At 58.2% G+C, this 17,135-nt stretch carries 16 protein-coding genes and 1 tRNA gene; 12 read left to right on the plus strand and 5 right to left on the minus strand.

Annotated elements, in window-relative coordinates:
• Positions 1–133 precede the first annotated feature (133 nt).
• Positions 134–604: a tRNA (uridine(34)/cytosine(34)/5-carboxymethylaminomethyluridine(34)-2'-O)-methyltransferase TrmL gene (gene trmL, locus ACUN9V_RS11085; protein WP_445511421.1), complete on the plus strand. Its 471-nt coding sequence runs from the start codon at positions 134–136 to the stop codon at positions 602–604.
• Here the strand turns inward: trmL and ACUN9V_RS11090 are convergent, their stop codons facing one another.
• Positions 605–1,375, minus strand: coding sequence for an IclR family transcriptional regulator (locus tag ACUN9V_RS11090; RefSeq protein WP_445511422.1), 771 nt, complete (start codon positions 1,373–1,375; stop codon positions 605–607).
• 270 nt (positions 1,376–1,645) lie between these two features.
• Between ACUN9V_RS11090 and ACUN9V_RS11095 the strand changes: the two genes are divergently transcribed.
• Genes ACUN9V_RS11095 through uxuA form a run of 4 tightly spaced genes read left to right on the plus strand, consistent with a single transcriptional unit; the run spans position 1,646 to position 5,693 of the window.
• Positions 1,646–2,620 (plus strand): TRAP transporter substrate-binding protein, encoded by a 975-nt coding sequence (locus tag ACUN9V_RS11095; protein ID WP_445511423.1) that lies wholly within the window; start codon positions 1,646–1,648, stop codon positions 2,618–2,620.
• A gap of 24 nt (positions 2,621–2,644) precedes the next feature.
• Complete coding sequence (locus ACUN9V_RS11100; RefSeq protein WP_445511424.1) at positions 2,645–3,172, plus strand: TRAP transporter small permease; 528 nt, start codon at positions 2,645–2,647, stop codon at positions 3,170–3,172.
• Positions 3,173–4,453: a TRAP transporter large permease gene (locus tag ACUN9V_RS11105; RefSeq protein WP_445511425.1), complete on the plus strand. Its 1,281-nt coding sequence runs from the start codon at positions 3,173–3,175 to the stop codon at positions 4,451–4,453.
• Positions 4,454–4,508: 55 nt separating this feature from the next.
• The gene (gene uxuA, locus ACUN9V_RS11110; protein WP_445511426.1) at positions 4,509–5,693 is read left to right on the plus strand and encodes a mannonate dehydratase; all 1,185 of its coding nucleotides are present in this window, start codon (positions 4,509–4,511) and stop codon (positions 5,691–5,693) included.
• A gap of 107 nt (positions 5,694–5,800) precedes the next feature.
• Here uxuA and ACUN9V_RS11115 read toward each other — a convergent pair whose 3' ends face one another.
• Positions 5,801–6,256, minus strand: coding sequence for a GNAT family N-acetyltransferase (locus ACUN9V_RS11115; protein ID WP_445511427.1), 456 nt, complete (start codon positions 6,254–6,256; stop codon positions 5,801–5,803).
• Positions 6,257–6,352: 96 nt separating this feature from the next.
• Here ACUN9V_RS11115 and rep point away from each other — a divergent pair, with 96 nt between their 5' ends.
• The 4 genes from rep (at position 6,353) to ACUN9V_RS11135 (ending at position 9,939) form a co-directional block, all read left to right on the plus strand.
• The gene (gene rep / locus ACUN9V_RS11120) at positions 6,353–8,401 is read left to right on the plus strand and encodes a DNA helicase Rep (protein WP_445511428.1); all 2,049 of its coding nucleotides are present in this window, start codon (positions 6,353–6,355) and stop codon (positions 8,399–8,401) included.
• A 212-nt stretch (positions 8,402–8,613) separates the two neighbouring features.
• Positions 8,614–8,690: transfer RNA gene (locus ACUN9V_RS11125), tRNA-Arg, on the plus strand.
• Between the two features lie 173 nt (positions 8,691–8,863).
• A complete protein-coding gene (locus ACUN9V_RS11130) occupies positions 8,864–9,265 on the plus strand; it encodes an MbcA/ParS/Xre antitoxin family protein (protein WP_075561384.1) in 402 nt (133 codons plus the stop codon).
• Positions 9,262–9,939, plus strand: a complete 678-nt coding sequence (locus tag ACUN9V_RS11135; protein WP_075561383.1) for an RES family NAD+ phosphorylase — start codon at positions 9,262–9,264, stop codon at positions 9,937–9,939. The genes ACUN9V_RS11130 and ACUN9V_RS11135 overlap by 4 nt, the downstream gene beginning before the upstream one ends.
• A gap of 91 nt (positions 9,940–10,030) precedes the next feature.
• Here the strand turns inward: ACUN9V_RS11135 and ACUN9V_RS11140 are convergent, their stop codons facing one another.
• Positions 10,031–10,732 carry a cation transporter gene (locus tag ACUN9V_RS11140; RefSeq protein ID WP_075561382.1) on the minus strand — a complete coding sequence of 234 codons (702 nt, stop codon included), beginning with the start codon at positions 10,730–10,732 and terminating at the stop codon, positions 10,031–10,033.
• Between the two features lie 65 nt (positions 10,733–10,797).
• Between ACUN9V_RS11140 and ACUN9V_RS11145 the strand changes: the two genes are divergently transcribed.
• Both ACUN9V_RS11145 and ACUN9V_RS11150 read left to right on the plus strand, forming a co-directional pair.
• On the plus strand, positions 10,798–11,196 hold the full coding sequence (locus ACUN9V_RS11145; protein WP_445511429.1) for a MerR family transcriptional regulator: 399 nt from the start codon (positions 10,798–10,800) through the stop codon (positions 11,194–11,196).
• Between the two features lie 576 nt (positions 11,197–11,772).
• Positions 11,773–14,379 carry an AAA family ATPase gene (locus ACUN9V_RS11150; protein WP_445511430.1) on the plus strand — a complete coding sequence of 869 codons (2,607 nt, stop codon included), beginning with the start codon at positions 11,773–11,775 and terminating at the stop codon, positions 14,377–14,379.
• A 227-nt stretch (positions 14,380–14,606) separates the two neighbouring features.
• On the opposite strand, the gene ACUN9V_RS11155 is transcribed toward ACUN9V_RS11150, so the two are convergent.
• The gene (locus tag ACUN9V_RS11155; protein WP_075561379.1) at positions 14,607–15,059 is read right to left on the minus strand and encodes a GNAT family N-acetyltransferase; all 453 of its coding nucleotides are present in this window, start codon (positions 15,057–15,059) and stop codon (positions 14,607–14,609) included.
• A gap of 301 nt (positions 15,060–15,360) precedes the next feature.
• Positions 15,361–15,807, minus strand: a complete 447-nt coding sequence (locus tag ACUN9V_RS11160) for an Rrf2 family transcriptional regulator (RefSeq protein ID WP_075561378.1) — start codon at positions 15,805–15,807, stop codon at positions 15,361–15,363.
• A 111-nt stretch (positions 15,808–15,918) separates the two neighbouring features.
• Here ACUN9V_RS11160 and hmpA point away from each other — a divergent pair, with 111 nt between their 5' ends.
• On the plus strand, positions 15,919–17,133 hold the full coding sequence (gene hmpA, locus ACUN9V_RS11165) for an NO-inducible flavohemoprotein (RefSeq protein WP_075561377.1): 1,215 nt from the start codon (positions 15,919–15,921) through the stop codon (positions 17,131–17,133).
• The last annotated feature ends 2 nt before the right edge of the window (positions 17,134–17,135 follow it).

Genomic DNA, 17,135 nt, shown 5'->3' on the forward strand with positions numbered 1-17,135 from the left:
GAAAGCGGCGCCGTCTCCCAGTTGTTACAGAAGATGCCGGCGCCCTTCTCGGGCGTTGTAGAGAGCGGGGCGCTATAGAAAGCTGTGCCGATTGCGTATGATGCGAGAGTTACCCGCATCCGAGCCGGCCGCCATGCTTGATATCGTGCTCTATGAACCGGAAATCCCGCCCAATACCGGCAACATCATCCGGCTATGCGCCAATACCGGATTTCGCCTGCATATCATCGAACCGATGGCTTTCGAACTCGACGACAAGCGTCTGCGCCGCGCCGGGCTCGACTATCACGAATGGGCGCGAGTCCAGGTCCATGCCAACTGGGCTGCCTTTCTCGAAACCGTAGGGCCGGAACGCGTCTTCGGTGTCTCGACCCGCGGCCGTCACGGTTACAACCATATCCATTATCGTGAAGGCGACGCGCTGGTCTTCGGACCCGAAACCCGCGGGCTGCCGCAAGAAATGCTGAATGCCCTGCCACCGGCACAGCGTCTGCGCATTCCCATGCTGGCGGACAGCCGCAGTCTCAACCTTTCCAACGCCTGCGCGCTCATCGTCTACGAGGCGTGGCGTCAGATGGATTTCGTCGGCGCGGTGGATCCTTGACTACGTATCAACTTTTGGCTGCGAAAGCCAATAGGGTGACGGAACGACGCTAGCAAGCGTCTCTCTAAGCGCCGGCTCATAGGCCAACAACCCCTCGCGAGTTATCTCGTTGGCGAGTGTTGCGACACTGACCGCAGCCACGGGACCCGTATGATCCAGTACCGCGATACTAATGGCGACGACGCCGGGAACATTCTCTTCCATATCTAAGCCATAACCCGCCTGCCTGGCTTCGCAAACGCGTCGCCAAACTCCTTCGGTGGACTCCGGGGCGTTTGCACAAGGTCGGCTATAGCCTTCACCGAATTGCGCGTTGAACTCGCTGAATCCGCTGTAGCGGTGCGCAAGCATGATGCGTCCCATCGCGGTGTTGGCCGCCGGTATACGCATGCCGACGCTCGTGCCTGCCTGAATGGGTTTGCGTGACTCGATGCGCTCCAGGTAGAGGATTTCCTTGTCGTCCAGAATCGAAACATGACAAACCTCGTTTAGTGTCACCGAAAGCTGGCGGACTGCAGGTCTCAGTATCCCGATGATATCCAAGTTATTGATATAGCTCTGATGTAGCGTGTGAATCGAGCTCCCCAGACCGTAAAACCCTGTCTCGTTGTGCTGACTGATGAAGCCCCGGAATTTCAGGGCGGACAAGGTCACGTGCAGACTGCTCTTGTTGATGCTGAGCGCCGCGGCTAGTTCATTTAGTGACATACCTGCCGGCCCGGCGCCCGCCAGGGTCAGCAGCGCACGTAGCGCTTTATCGACGCTAGGCATCGCCGAGCCCTGAGATGAGCCCATTGGGCCGTTAGATGTTCTCACGCTGATTCTTTCTCCAGTCCATGTCGCCGACACTCGCTCTACAACGGCGTGCCGCCGGGTCAGTAAGCTGTCGGTCACAATCTCATCTTTCGCCTTTGATCCCGACTTAGCCCTTCGTCTATTTGCCTATCGGAGCATTGATCTCGAGAAAGCCAAGGCTAAAACTGTGTTTGCCATTAAAGAATATAGTTTGTCATTAACAAACGAAAGAGTGAAGGGGGTTCGATGAAGATCGCTATCGCTGGATTGATCGCCACAGCTTCGCTTGCGGCCTTGTCGACGTCGGCAAACGCTGCGGATTACACATTGAAGTTCGGGCATCTCGCTAACGAGAACCACATCTACAACAAGGCTGCGCTGGCGTTCGAAAAGGAGGTGGAATCACGCTCCGACGGACGCATCGACGTTCAAATCTTTCCCAATGAACAGCTTGGCAGTGAAAGCGAGATGATAAGCAGTATCCAGTTGGGTACGGCTGATATGACGATTACTGGCGAGCCGTTGCAGAACTGGGGAGCTCCGAAGGCCGCTTTATTGGGTGTTCCGTATGCCATTGAGAATGAAGAAACACTGAAAAAGGTCGCTGGTGGCGAGATCGGGAAGGAGATCGAAGCGCAGATCGAGAACAAGGTCGGGCTGGTGCCATTGACTTGGTTCGAGCGGGGCCCCCGAGAATTGACTTCGAATCGCCCTATCAAAAAGCCATCGGATCTCAACGGCATCATCCTGCGGCTGCCGAATGTACCGTTGCACGTGAAGGTGTGGCAGGCCTTGGGGGCCAAGGCGACACCGATGGCTTTCAGCGAAATGTTCTCCTCGCTGCAGCAAGGAACGATCGAGGCACAGGAAAACCCTTTGAGCCTGATCGAAAGCGCGAGCCTCTATGAAGTTCAAGATTATGTGAATTTGACCGACCACGTGCGCAGCTGGATCTACGTTGTGATCGGAAAAAACAAACTGCAAAGCATGCCTGATGAGCTCCAAACGATCGTCATGGATGCTGCTGATACTATGCACGACGACTATCAGGAACTTTTTAAGAAAGATCAGAAGCGTCTGCGTAACAGTCTTGAAGAGCACGGAATGGAATTTGTCGAAGTAGACCAGGACGCTTTCCGTGATAAGGCTCGAGAAGCTGTTGAGTCCAATCTCGAAGGAGAGACGCTTGAGCTGTATCACAAGATGCTGAAAGTGAAATGAGTTTTCGCCTTCGTGGAGTCGGCCATGATGTCTCATGATACCGTCCCGAAACACATCATCGTGCGTGGCGCTCTACGCACGATGGGTGCTTTAGATGGAGTCTTCAAATACCTCAGTATTTTGTGCTTTATCGCAATCGCATTGAGCGTCTTTCTACAGGTATTTTCAAGATTTATCCTTCCCAGTACGCCATCCTGGACAGAAGAGGTATCGCGTTACTGCTTTATCTATCTCGTGGCATCGGCTATTGGGTTGGCATGGCGTGACGGGGATATCATCTCGCTTGATCTTTATCAGCATCGGCTTGGCCCTCGAGGCCAGTCGATTCATCGATTGATCATGGCGACATTGACTGGCGTGGTGTCTCTAGCCACATTGACGACCGTTTTCGTCTTAGTCCAGATAGGCAGGTTTCAAAGTTCACCGGCATTGGGATTGCCAATGAAATATGTCTATTTTGCGATGTTCTTGTTGTTGGCCAATCTAGCATTCCATTCCCTGCGAGAAGCTTTCAAGGAAGGTTATAGTTTGGTTACGTGGAGGGCGTCTTAAATGGAAACACTTGGCCTGTTTGCCATTTTCTTCGGGCTTCTGATTCTAGGCGCCCCTATTATCATCTGCTTGGGCCTGTCTTCTGCTTTCTATATCTTTATGGCAGGCGTACCGATGGCCGTTGTGCCGCAGAAAATATTTTCGGGAATGGATTCTTTCGTACTACTGACATTGCCAGGCTTTATTCTAGCCGGGGGGTTGATGAATGGGGGCGATATCACCCGTCGAATCATAGACTTTAGCAATTCTCTGTTCGGCAACATTCGCGGTGGCCTGGGCTTTGCCAATATCGGAGGCTCACTCATATTTGGCGGAATTTCGGGAACGGCGGTAGCCGACACTGCCAGTATCGGCTCGGTTATGATCCCGGGAATGGCTCGCAATGGTTACGACAGGCCCTTTGCTGCGGCCGTCACGGCGGCATCCTCGACGATTGGGCCGATTATCCCCCCTAGCTTGCCCATGATAATCGCTGGTTCGCTGACAGGAATTTCCATTGGAAGGATGTTCCTTGCCGGTGCCATTCCTGGGCTGCTATTGGCCGCCGGAATGATGCTCACGTGCTATCTGATTGCGATCAAGAAAGGCTATCCACGACACGGCTGGGTCGGCTTTCCTAAGCTACTCCACGACTTTAAGGGCGCGCTTTGGGCCGTCCTACTGACCTTCATCATTCTCTTCGGTATTACCGGAGGCGTTTTCACACCGACCGAAGCCTCGATGGTTGCCGTGCTCTATGCGTTGGTCGTTGGCCTCTTTGTCTACAAGGGGCTTACGCTCAAAAGCATCGTCGAACTCATCTTCGATGCCGCCAAGCTTTCGGCATCGCTGATGCTGCTGATCGGAGTCTCCAATCTGTTCGGCTGGGTTCTGACCAGCGAGCGGATACCGCAGGCGATCGCGAGCTATATTCTTTCCATTACCGAGAACAAGTTTCTGATTCTCTTGATCCTGAACGTACTGCTTCTGATCGTGGGGACGTTCATGGAGACCATCGCCGCACTCGTGATCCTTTTTCCCACGCTGCTCGCCATTGCCGTGGGGGTCAACGTCGATCCAGTGCATTTCGGCATCATCGCCGTGCTCAACCTGATGATCGGGCTCACCACGCCGCCGATGGGTATCTGTCTCTTCGTCGCCTCCAGCATCAGCAAGGTGCCGGTCATGGAAGTGGTGCGGGCGATCATTCCCTTTCTCATCTGCAATCTCTGCGTCCTGCTATTGGTCACCTATCTGCCGTTCCTGTCGCTCTGGCTACCCAATCTGATCATGGGTGAATGAGCGACTCGATAGGCGAGTCATGAAGAAAATCACTGACACTCGAATGGAGTACTCGATGGAACACACCTGGCGTTGGTTCGGCCCGAATGATCCGATCTCTCTCGATGACGTTCGTCAGACGGGGGCAACGGGGATCGTAAGCGCCCTGCATGAGATGCCCATCGGCGAGGTATGGCCGGTGGAGAAGATCGAGGAACGCAAGGCGCTGATCGAATCCCATGGCCTGACCTGGTCGGTCGTGGAGAGCGTCTCCGTACACGAAGACATCAAGCTCAACGAGGGAGAGGCGGAGACGTACATCGACAATTTCGCCCAAACGATTCGCAACCTCGCCGCCTGCGGTATCGACACGATCTGCTACAATTTCATGCCGGTGCTCAACTGGACGCGAACGGAGCTAGAGTACGAGCGACCCAGCGGCAGTAAGGCGCTGCTGTTCGACTTCGTCGACTACTGCGCCTTCGATCTCTTCATCGTCGAGCGCCCCGATGCCGCCGCTGACTACACCGACGAACAGCGTGAACGGGCGGCGCAGCGCTACCGGTCGATGAGCGAAGCGCAGATCCAGCATCTGGTTCATAATCTTGTCGCTGGCATGCCCGCTAACGAAGGCAGCTACTCGCTCGAAGAGTTCAAGAGTCACATCCAGCGTTATGCCGGGATGAGCCGCGATACCTTCCGGCAGCATTTCCTGCGTCTGCTCGAGCGGATCGTGCCTGTCGCCGAAGCATGCGGCGTGCGCCTGGCGATCCATCCGGACGATCCGCCGTTTTCGCTCTGCGGCCTGCCGCGCATCGTTTCCACCGAGGAAGATGCGGCGTGGATACTCTCCGCGGTGGATAGCCCGGCCAATGGGCTGACGTTCTGCACCGGCAGTTACGGCTCGCGGCTCGACAACGACTTGCCTCGGATGATAGAGCGCTTCGCCGACCGGATCTATTTCACCCATCTGCGAGCGACCAAGACCCTGGAAGACGGCATCAGCTTCTTCGAGGACGATCATCTGGGCGGTAACATCGACATGGTGGAGATCGTGGATCAGCTGCTCACGATCGAGAGCCGTCGGCACCAGGCCGGCGATCACCGCGCGCTGCCCATGCGGCCCGATCACGGCCAGAAAGTGCTCGACGACAATCACAAGGCATCGACGCCGGGCTATCCTGCGATCGGCCGGCTCAAGGGGCTGGCGGAGCTTCGCGGGGTGGAGCAGGCGCTGCGCTACGCCAAGGACTACGCCTAGCGCTGAGCAGGCCGAGGCGAATCCGTTTCGGTCAACGCCCAACAAAAAGCGCGCCGCCCATCGTCACGATGGGCGGCTTTCGTTCGGGCGGCGGTTACGGCCCGCTTTTAGAGCGTGCGCGTCATGAACACGCTGTAGGGATCTTCCCGGTAACTGCCAAAGGGTTCGCAGACAGCGAATCCAAACGCCTGATAAAGTTTTCGGGCCGGGGCGAAATGCGCCATCGGGCCGGTTTCCAGACTCAATCGACGAATCCCGAGCGCCCGCGCTTCCTCGATCAAATGCGTGAGAATCGCTCGCGCCACGCCTTTGCGTAGATGAGCGGGATCGGTGCGCATCGATTTGATCTCGCCGTGCTCGTCGCTCAACCGCTTGAACGCGCCGCAGCCGAGCAATTGGTTCTCTTCCCACGCGCTATAGAAATGGATTTCCGGGCGGCGCAGGCCATCGAGATCCAGCGCATGGCGGCTCTCCGGCGGGGAGTGCGGCTCGAACTCCCTGAGGTGGGCTTCCAGCATGGCGGCAATGTCGGGGCCGCGTAAATCGTCTCGTATAATCTGCATGAGGTGTATCATTCCCGCTCTGTCGTTCTGATGTTGTCGTTCTGATTTTGACGTTCTCTTTCTCGAAGCTTTCTTCACCTCTGCGATTCTGCCCTCATGTCCGATATTCGCCAACGTCTCGCCAAACTCAATCCGCGCCAGCAGGAGGCGGTGCGCTTCATCGACGGCCCGTGCCTGGTGCTGGCGGGCGCCGGTTCCGGCAAGACCAGCGTGATCACCACCAAGATCGCCTATCTGGTTCAGGAGTGCGGGATGAGCGCGCGCAAGATCGCCGCCGTCACCTTTACCAACAAGGCCGCGCGGGAGATGAAGGAGCGCGTCGGGCAGATGCTCAAGGGGCGCGAAGGGTATGGCCTGACCGTTTCCACCTTCCATAACCTGGGGCTCAACATCATCCGTCGCGAGCTCAAGGCGCTGGGTTTCCGGCCGGGATTCTCGCTATTCGACCCGGAAGATGCCAAGGCGCTACTGCGCGATCTGATGCAGAAAGAGGCGGACACCGACGCCGAGCAGATCAACGGGGTGCAGAGTCAGATATCCCAGTGGAAGAACGATCTGGTGCTGCCGGGGCCGGCGATTTCCCACGCCGAAGACGAAGACCAGCAGTACGCCGCGCGCATCTACGAAGCCTACAACCGTCATCTCAAGGCCTATAATGCGGTCGATTTCGACGACTTGATTATGCTGCCGGTGGTGCTGCTCAAGACCGATCCCGACGCGCTGGCGCGCTGGCGCAAGCGGATCCAGTACATGCTGGTCGATGAGTATCAGGACACCAACGTCAGCCAGTATCAGCTGGTCAAGATGCTGATGGACGAGCGCGCCACGTTCACCGTGGTGGGCGACGACGACCAGTCGATCTACGCCTGGCGCGGTGCCCGGCCGGAAAACCTGGTGACGCTGGGCGAGGATTTCCCGCGGCTCAACGTGATCAAGCTGGAGCAGAACTACCGTTCCACCGCCACGATCCTGCGCGCCGCCAACACCCTGATCGCCAACAACCCGCACGTCTACGAGAAGACGCTGTGGTCGGACATGGGGCCGGGCGATCCGATTCGGGTGGTGGTCAATCGTCATGAAGAGGCCGAGGCCGAACGCGTGGCCGGCGAGATTCTGACGCGGCGCATCAAGGAGAGCGCCGAATGGCGCGACTTCGCCGTGCTCTACCGTGGCAACTTCCAAGCCCGGCTGCTCGAGCTCAAGCTGCAGCACCATCAGATTCCCTACAAGCTTTCCGGCGGCACCTCGTTTTTCTCGCGTAACGAGATCAAGGATTCGATGGCCTACCTGCGGCTGTTGATCAACCCTGACGACGACAACGCCTTCCTGCGCATCGTCAACGTGCCGCGCCGCGAGATCGGCCCCGGCACGCTGGAAAAGCTCGCCAACTACGCCTCCGAACGCAGCGGCTCGATGTTCTCCGCCTGCCATGAGATGGGGCTGGAGCAGGTGCTGCCAACCCGCGCCGTCGAGCGGCTAGGGCGTTTCGCTCACTTCATCGACGGCGTGCGCAAACGCATGGATCAGGGCGACGCCATCGCCGCGATTCGCGAGATGATCCGCGACATGGACTATGAAGCCTGGCTGTATCAGAACGCCAGCGCGCCTACCATCGCCGAGCGTCGCATGGCCAACGTCTGGACGCTGATCGACCAGCTCGAGAAATCGATGCATCGCGACGACGAGGATGGCGAAGCCTCCGAGGAAACCGACGACGTGCAGTCGGCGATTTCGCGCCTGGTACTGCGCGACATTCTCGAGCAGCAGGCCGAAGAGGACGACTCCGACCGCGTTCAGCTGCTGACGATGCACGCCTCCAAGGGCCTCGAATTCCCTCATGTCTATCTGATGGGGCTAGAGGAAGAGCTGCTGCCACACCGCAATTCGATCGAATCCGGCACCGTGGAGGAGGAGCGTCGCCTGGCGTATGTCGGTATCACCCGCGCCCGGCGCACGCTCACGTTGACGCTCGCCCGCCAGCGCAAGGCCTACGGCGAGCTGCTCGACTGCACGCCGAGCCGATTCCTCGACGAGCTGCCAGCGGACGACCTGGAATGGGAAGGGCGCGCCGACAAGGAGAACCCCGAGAGGAAGCAGGAGCGTGGTCAAAGCGCGATTGCGGGGTTGCGATCGCTGCTGGGCTAGGGTTGGCCCGACGCTATCTTCAGCGCCCTATCGGCTGAGACGTGTGAGGGTATTACCGCCAACCGGTATCATTCGAATTGAGAGCTTCGAACATCGCTCACCCCGCCAGGCGTGGCATGTCTGGACAGCCATTGACCGAGCGGGTAGGATGGCCGCGCCGCTTGCGGGCCATCCTAGGTCATCGACGCGAACCGGCATGACTCCCGTCATACGCGCCCATAGCTCAGCTGGATAGAGTACTGCCCTCCGAAGGCAGGGGTCGTAGGTTCGAATCCTACTGGGCGCGCCAAGAATCCTGCGAAAGCCGCCGTTCGAAACGCTTCGAACGGCGGCTTTTCTTTGCCTGCCGTTTCAGTCCGTGATCATTGTGCCGCATGGCGCGCGAGCAATGGTTCCATAATGACAATTGTGTTCAAGTGGCGGATAATCTATAAAAACCGCCAAATGGCACGAGGAGGCGATATGGCTATCACTCAGATGTCACGCGACCAGCGCCAGGATATGAGCGCGGCGGCCATGCGCACCTATCCCAACATCGCTCGAGATTGGCAGTTGAAGGAGCAGGAGGCCGCGTTGCTGCTTGGCGTGCCGGGTTCGACTTATCGCCGCTGGCAGAAGCAGCCCGGCAAGGCCACCTTGGACGTAAACCAGCTAGAGCGCATGTCTTTGATCCTGGGAATCTACAAGGCGTTGCAGATCCTTTTGCCGCGCAGCGATGCAGCGGATAGCTGGCTGCGCCGGCCGAACAGCAATCCACTGTTCTCAGGGCAGGCGCCTCTCGAACGACTGCGTAGCGGGTTGGTGTCCGATCTCTACGTGGTGCGTCAGTACCTCGATGCCGCACGCGGTGGCAGCCACGCATGACGTTTCCACTCTCGACCGTACATTGGCGGCCAAGCTATCGCGTCGTGCCTTCCCGGTTTCCGCCTATCGACCTATTCGAGCGTGTCGCCGCGCCTGGCGACTGGAATCTTCTCAATCGGCTGGAAGGCCAGACCTCCACCCGGTTACGGGAGGAAGCCGGCGCGATTCACATGGTCCGAGAGGAAGATCGCCGCTACGGTCTAGGCTGGACGCCCGTCATGGCAGCTTTTTGCCACTTCACGGGTCAGGGGTCACGTTTCAGCGATGGGGCTTTCGGGGTCTACTACTGCGCTTTGAGCGAGGCCACAGCCATCGCCGAGACGCGTTACCACGCTGAACGATTCCTGCACGACTCCAGCGAGCCGCCCATGCAGCTACAGCAGCGAGTTTATCTCTCGGACCTGGTTGGCACGCTGCATGACCTACGTGGCGAGCCAAGCGCCGCACCCCTGTTAGATCCCGATGATTGGAGCGCAGGGCAGGCGTTCGGCCGGCAAGTCTGGGAAGCCAGCGGGAACGGCATCGTGTACCCCAGCGTGCGCGACCCCGATGGCGAATGCGCGGCGGTGCTACGTCCGCCGGTCATGTCCGCCACGCGGCAGGGCCGGCATTTGGGCTACGAGTGGGATGGCGAGCGCATTCGCCATGTCCTCGAGCTCAAACTGATCGAGTAGATTTCCATTCAGTGGTCGTTTTCGCCCGTCATCGTCTCGACCCGGTATTCGCAACAGATCGGATGCCCTCCGTGACGCGTTGGAATCCCCATTAGTCACAGCATGACGATTTCGATTCACAGCAATTCCCGGTGCTTACCGTTTCAGAAGGCGGCGAAGAAGCATCTGCCTTGGCCTGCCCTGTAACTCGCCATTCGACAATCGCCTCGGTCGAAACTTGCCAGGCCGAATGCAGGAAGAGCGCAGCGATGGCCAGGCCAACCACCACATCCGGCCAAACCGTGCCGGTCATGCCGACGGCCACCGCTGCCAGCACCACGCTAGTATTCGCGATGAGATCGTTACGCGAGCAGAGCCACGTCGAACGCATATTGAGATCCGCCGAGCGGTAGCGCAGCAGCATGATGAAACAGACCGTGTTGGCGGCCAGCGCCAGCAGCCCCATGATCCCCATCGCGCCGGCCTCTGGCACGCTGCCTACCACGCTCTTGTGAACTGCCTCGGCAATGACCGCCAAACCAAAGACGAACATGAACAGGCTTTTGACCAACGCCGCACCGGCCCGCGTTCGATCACTTCGGTTCAGCGCGTACAGCGTCAGTATGTAGACGGTGGCGTCGCCGAACATATCGAGCGAGTCTGCCAATAGCGCCGTCGACCCGATCAGCCAACCCGCCACGAACTCGATCACGAACATCGAGCCGTTGATACCGAGTACCCAGTACAGCACCTTGGCCTGCGCGCCTCGCAATTGCGCCAGCTCGCCAGCCTTGTTCTCGCAGCAGGAATCCATGCCAGTGCCTCCTCGAATGATTGGCTGATAGCATGAAGGTTCTAGCCGCTATAGGGTCAAGCATCATGGAGTCCCGGATAACCATAGGTCAGCTTGCCAAGGCCACCGACACCAAGGCGGTGACCATCCGCTATTACGAAAGCGCGGGGCTACTCTCGCCGGTGACCAGAACACAGGGCGGTTATCGGCTCTACACGGATCGTGAGCGAGATCGCCTGATCTTCATCAAGCGCGCGCGTCACTTGGGCCTGAGCCTGGAGGATGTGAAATCGCTGCTTGGACTCGCCGATGACGAGAACGCACCGTGCCGACAGGTCGACTCGATCATCCACGAGCAACTGGAGCGGGTCAGGTCGAGGCTGAAGGATCTACAGCAGCTGGAACGGGAACTCGACCGGCTCGAGCAATGCTGCCAGGCGGATACGGTGGCCGACTGCAAAATCATCGAGTCGCTGTCGCGGTAACAGCGGCGAATGGGTGGCCACGTCCCTGTGGCCACCATCCTGCCCTTATCTCGCCGCAAGCTGCCGGCGCGCTGTCGACTCCCCGCCCCGCCTGCGCGCTAAATGGGTCGATTTTGATGCAGCGTCGCAGGTGGCTCCAAGCCGCGCCGCTACTGGGGCGGCAGGGCGATTATGGGGCCGGAAAAATGATGCGAAATAATGCGTTTTGCAACCAGCCCGACGAAAGGTGGGGGATGTTGGATAGAGAAATGAAACGGAGTGTGGCAGATTGATACGAAAGGTATTCCTGACAGGGGTTGAGAAGGCTGACGGGTTCCGACCCAGAGCAGACTTAGGAAGGGGGCTGCCCTCGATTTTAAATGCAATTCATTCGGTCCAGTGAGTCATACACGGTAAAACCCGACTCACTGCCATCGAAGGGCGAGTATGGCAAGCTAGTTGGATCTCGGCTTAAGACCCACCCCCAGATCCGGATTGACCTGCAGGGAAATCCCGCAAAAAGCGGTGCAACATAGTAACAACAACCCGTGACAGGCTTTGAGCCCACTGGCCTGAAAATTTTCTCTGGGGGGAGCAATGACGAGCCAAAATGAAGACTCCGCGCCGATTGAGATTGAGGCGTGGTTGAACAGCAAAGCCAGTTGGTTGCGGGCGGCCGCGCATGATCTGATCACCTACCGGCGCATGCCAGACGTGACGGGCATCGACGCGCTAGCAGATCACTGCCTGCAAGAAGCCGCAAAGGAGTTGAGCCAAGATTCCGCTCCACTGGTACCCGGCGCAATTGCTGGCACCCCAGGGCGCGGCGGACTGCGACTTGAACGATTGTTCGACATCCGCGGTGTCAACGCGTTGGGCGACCAAGCCCATCTCGAGCTAGGAGAGGCGGACCTGGCGGTCGTGTATGGCCCCAACGGATCCGGCAAATCCGGCTACGCGCGCTTGACCAAACACTTGTGCGGGGCGCGCATAGCAGGCCCCATGTATGGCCACGTTTTTCTGGACGCCACCGAGAACCCAACTGCAGCGGTGAAAATTAGGGCCATGGATCAAAAAGGGCCAGCGTCTCAAGCGTCAGAGCTGACGTGGGACATGGGCAAGGGCCCGTTACCCGAGCTGAAAGCGATCCCTGTGTTCGACTCCGCGACGTCCGTAGAATTTGGTGACAAAGCGACATCTGCAACCCACATGCCTCGGCCCATGGTGTTCATGGGGCGTCTCATCGAGATTTCCGATCGCGTCGGCGCCAACCTGCGCCAGCGCGCGGATCTGCTGGTGAACCAGCTGCCGCAACTCAATGCAGATTTGTCCCAATCGAAGGCGGCTGCGACGCTTCGGGAGCTTCTGAAGCTTAAAGCCCAAGACGCGGCCATTGACGCGGCTTGCGGCGTGTCCGATCAGGAACGCGTGGAACGGGTGACATTGGAGGCGGCCTTGGCACAGCCCAACCCGTCCGTGCTCCATACCAAGGTGGTCAAGCAACTGGATCAGCTCGCCAAGCACAAGCAATCGGCGCTGGATCGAGAAGCGGCGACCTCCGTCGACCAAGTCAATGCAATCATCGCTGCTCGAGCAGATGCCATCGGCAAGCGAGAGGCCGCTAGTACGCACGCCATGGCGTTCTTCGACAAGGTGCCACTAAGAGGCGTTGGAGAAGAGGTTTGGCGCCGCTTATGGGTAGCTGCAGAGGCGTATTCAACGGCCTCGGCCTACCCGGATCACGAGCACCCGAACGTCGAAGAAGGAGCGAGGTGCGTGTTGTGCCAACAGGAACTCGGCGCTGACGCCAAGGCGCGCATGCTCGGGTTCTCCGAGTTTATCCAGAACAAGCTCCAAGCCGATGCAGCGGCCGCCGAAACGTACCTAAACGACCAGGTCAAGGCATTGCAGTCAGTGCCCGACGAGCAGGTGTGGGCCACCGTAAGCCAAACCATTGGCTTGGACGTTGCGGTTGGCGAATCACTGCGAGTGGCCGTGGACGCGCGAACCACTGCTTTGAAGGTAGCGTCAGACTTGGCAGACGTCCCCAGCGTGGATTGGTCGGTTTGGCACGTCGCTCATGCCAAACGGATCGCAGATCTTGAGCTGGAACGTGATCAGCTTGCTAGGCTAATTGACGTGGAAGGCAGGAGAGCCAGTCAGGAGCGGCTGCTCGACCTACGTGGTAAAGAGTGGCTAGCTGCAAACGTTTCCGCCATTAAGGCCGAGGTCAAGCGCCTGACTGCGGTCGCGAAGTTTGATGCGGCCATCCGTTTGACGTCAACGAAAACGCTAACAACGAAGAACAACGAGATCGCCAGTGCAGAGTTGGCCCAAGGTTTCTGCGATCGCTTCAACGCCGAGATGGGGAAGTTGGGTGGCAAAGGGTTGCCCGTGGTAATGAAACATAAGTCTCAAGGGAAAGGCAGGTTCACGTTCTGCGCGGAACTTCTAGCTCCCAAACAGCGCGTCGAAAACTGCGAGGTGTTGAGCGAGGGCGAGCAGCGGCTCATTGCCTTGGCCGCGTTCTTAGCCGATGCTACCGGAAGCGATCGTTCCATTCCTATCGTATTCGATGACCCCATCTCATCGCTTGACCAGCGGTTCGAGGAGGCAGTGGCCGCGCGGATCGCCGAGCTTGCAGAGAGTCGCCAAGTCATCGTTTTCACCCATCGTTTGTCTCTCTTGGCCCTACTGCAAGACGCTCACGAGAAGCGCATCGGGAAAGGTTTCAAGGCTCGCTGCAAGGTCATTGCGATCGGGCGGGAAGGTCACCAGACGGGCGTACCGTCATTGGTCAACACGTTCTCACTGAAGCCCAAACCTGGCCTTGGCCAGCTCATCAGTGAGATGGGCGCCGCTAAGCGGCTGGAGCCAAAGCTCAGGCAGATGGCATTGAAGGATGCCTGCAGCACCTTCCGCATTTTGGTGGAGCGCACAGTGGAAGTTCACTTGTGTGCGAACATCGTTGGGCGCTTCCGCCGCGAGATCAAAACGATGGGGGTACTCAAGAAACTGGCAGCCATCGAGCCAGCGGATTGCATCGTCATCGACGATCTAATGTCGAAGTATTCCGCCTTTGAGCACTCCCAGCCAGACGAAACTCCCACCCACCTGCCCGATATCGACGAGATCATCGCCGACGCAAGCAAGCTACGAGATTGGATCAATGATTTCGATAAGCGAACGAAAACCGCCGCATAGGGAAGAGCGGTAGCATGGACTCAACCGCAGCGCGTCACTCAGAAGGCGGGGCGCTACAAGTTCGTAGGACCAGTGACGAGGAAGAGTCGTGTTTTTTAGAAGATGGCTTGGGGATGGGAGACGCCCACCGCCTTGGAGTCTGTAGCACGCATCATCCAGTAGATGACGTCAGCTTGGGGCTAGGTGTTGCCATAGAGAGATTTCCGCTTTTGACCGAATACTGTCACTCACCGGCCACCCGCCGCGGATCGGGCTTTGACGAACTTCATCAAGCCACGACACCGCTTCTCAACGGGAAGCCAGCCGGCACGCTCGTAGAATGCATAGGCTCGACTGCCGATCTCGGTTTCCATCCAGATCTCGTCGAATTTGGCGAATAGATGGCGCTCGGCTTTCTCAAGAAGTAAGCGGCCCACACCTCTCCCTTCGTAATCGGCTCGGACGAAAAGACCAAATACGCTCCCGGTTTCATAGCGAACCATCGAAAAGCCCACGGGTACTCGATCAAACTCCGCAACCCAGAGACTAGGGCCCTGGTCGAGCATGGCGGCGATGGTCTCTAGTGTGATACCCATTTCGGCGAGCTGCTCAAGCGAGAGATGGTTCTCGGCTACGCTGGTGCGGATGGCGAAGATCTCGCCGATATCCGCCTTGCTAGCTTCTCTTACTTGAATTGGCATATATCGATACCCTTGGCAGCGATTGAAAAGCCCATGGGCGATCGTTTTGGGGCACACAGTGCCCATAGACGAACGTAGCTGAGTGGCCGTGCGATGAGCAGCCACACGGTTAGCTTACGAGGCTGAAAGGTATATCGGAGGTATACTTAGATTGTCGACATTATAAAAAATACTTGGAAAACAATCATTTACATGTGGTTAAAGAACCCTATAACCGCCCTCACGCCACTGATTGAGCGGCGGTTTTCTTTGACGGTTGTTTCGGGGCTTTCTCAATGCAAGATGTGCCTGCTTTTCTTCGTCAGGGGCTTTGCGCAGGTCGCGCCGACAGCAATATTCGTAATTCCTGCTCGTTACCGGCCAGATCCGCCAGGACATAGCCGTCGAGAATTTCCAGAAATGCCTGCTGTGCCTTCCACAATACGTTCTTGAGGCGGCAGCCGGGTTCGATGGGGCAGCTGGAGTTGGGCCCGAAGCATTCGAGCAGTTCCAGATTCTCCGTTTGACGGACGAGCGCCCCGATGTTGATTTCCTCGGCGGGTCGTTGCAGGCGTAATCCACCACCACGACCGCGCAGGCTGGTGACGTAGCCCAGTTGCACCAGTGTCTGGGCGACCTTGGCCAGGTGATTGCTGGAAATACCGTAATGCGTTGCCGCCGCCTGGACCGTGGCGGGCATCTCGTCGCTTCTCACTGCCAGATAGATCAGCAGGCGCAGCGCATAGTCGGTGTGCGTAGTGAGCTTCATGATACCTTGACAAGTTAAATTTGGTAAATGATACTCCTATTTAAAAAGGTATGTTACATACCCTTTTGGTGCCCGAGCCATCTCGATCGCATTTTCCGCCAGGAGTACGCCATGCTCACCCCCGCACAGACCGCTATTATCAAACAGACCGTTCCCGTGCTACAGGCCCACGGAGAGAGTTTGACCCGGCATTTCTATGCCCGGATGTTCAAACACAATCCCGAGGTCAAAACCTACTTCAATCCGGCGCACCAGCGTTCCGGTACTCAGCAGCGGGCGCTGGCCGGTGCGATTCTCGCCTATGCCCAGCATATCGATAATCCCGTCGTACTGGGGCAGGCGATCGAGGTCATCGCCCAGAAGCACACCTCGCTGACGATTCAGCCGGAGCACTATCCCATCGTGGGCGAAAATCTGCTGGCCTCGATCCGTGAAGTGCTGGGAGATGCCGCGACGGATGACGTCATCGATGCTTGGGCAGCGGCTTACGGGCAACTGGCGGATGTTTTCATTCAGCGGGAAAAAGACATCTACGCCGGGCAGGACGAACGCTATGGCTGGTCGGGGTTCAAGCCGTTCGTGGTGGCCCGGCGCCAGGTCGAGAGCGACAACATCGTATCGATCTATTTCGAACCCGTCGATGGTCAGCCGCTGGCCGAACACCAGCCGGGGCAGTATGTCTCGATCCGGCTTCATACCGCGGATGGTCGGCTCTCAATGCGCAATTACAGCCTTTCCAACGCGCCCGGTGAGGCAGCCTTTCGCATCAGCGTCAAACGCGAGGCGGGCGAGGGCGAAGATGTACCGGCCGGCAATGCGTCGAATTGGATTCACGATTTCCTTGCCGTCGGGGATCGGGTCGAACTGTCTCCGCCCTGTGGCGAGTTCACGCTGCAGTTGCCGGAGGCGGAGGCGCAACCGCTGGTACTCATTGCCGGTGGTGTCGGCGTTACGCCGCTGATCTCCATGGCGCACGCCGCGCTCAAAAAGTCTACGGCTCGCCCCATCATTTTCGTCCAGGCGTCGCGGCACGGCGGCGTACGGCCCTTCGGGCCGGAGCTGGAAGCGTTGGCGGCAGAGCACGCCAATTTCCGGCTTCACCTCTGTTTCGATGAACCTCGTGCCGAGGATACCGACTTCGACAAGCGGGGCCTAATCGAAGCCGAGGATCTGAAGGCCTGGGTCGGCGATCGGCAGGCGACTTACTATTTTTGCGGCCCGATGGTGATGATGCAGCAGGTCGATCAGCTATTGGCTGCGCAGGGCGTACCGGCCGAGAACCGGCGCTACGAGTGTTTCGGACCGCAGCAACCGCTGGCGACCTGAGG

The sequence above is a fragment of the Salinicola sp. V024 genome (assembly GCF_052645315.1).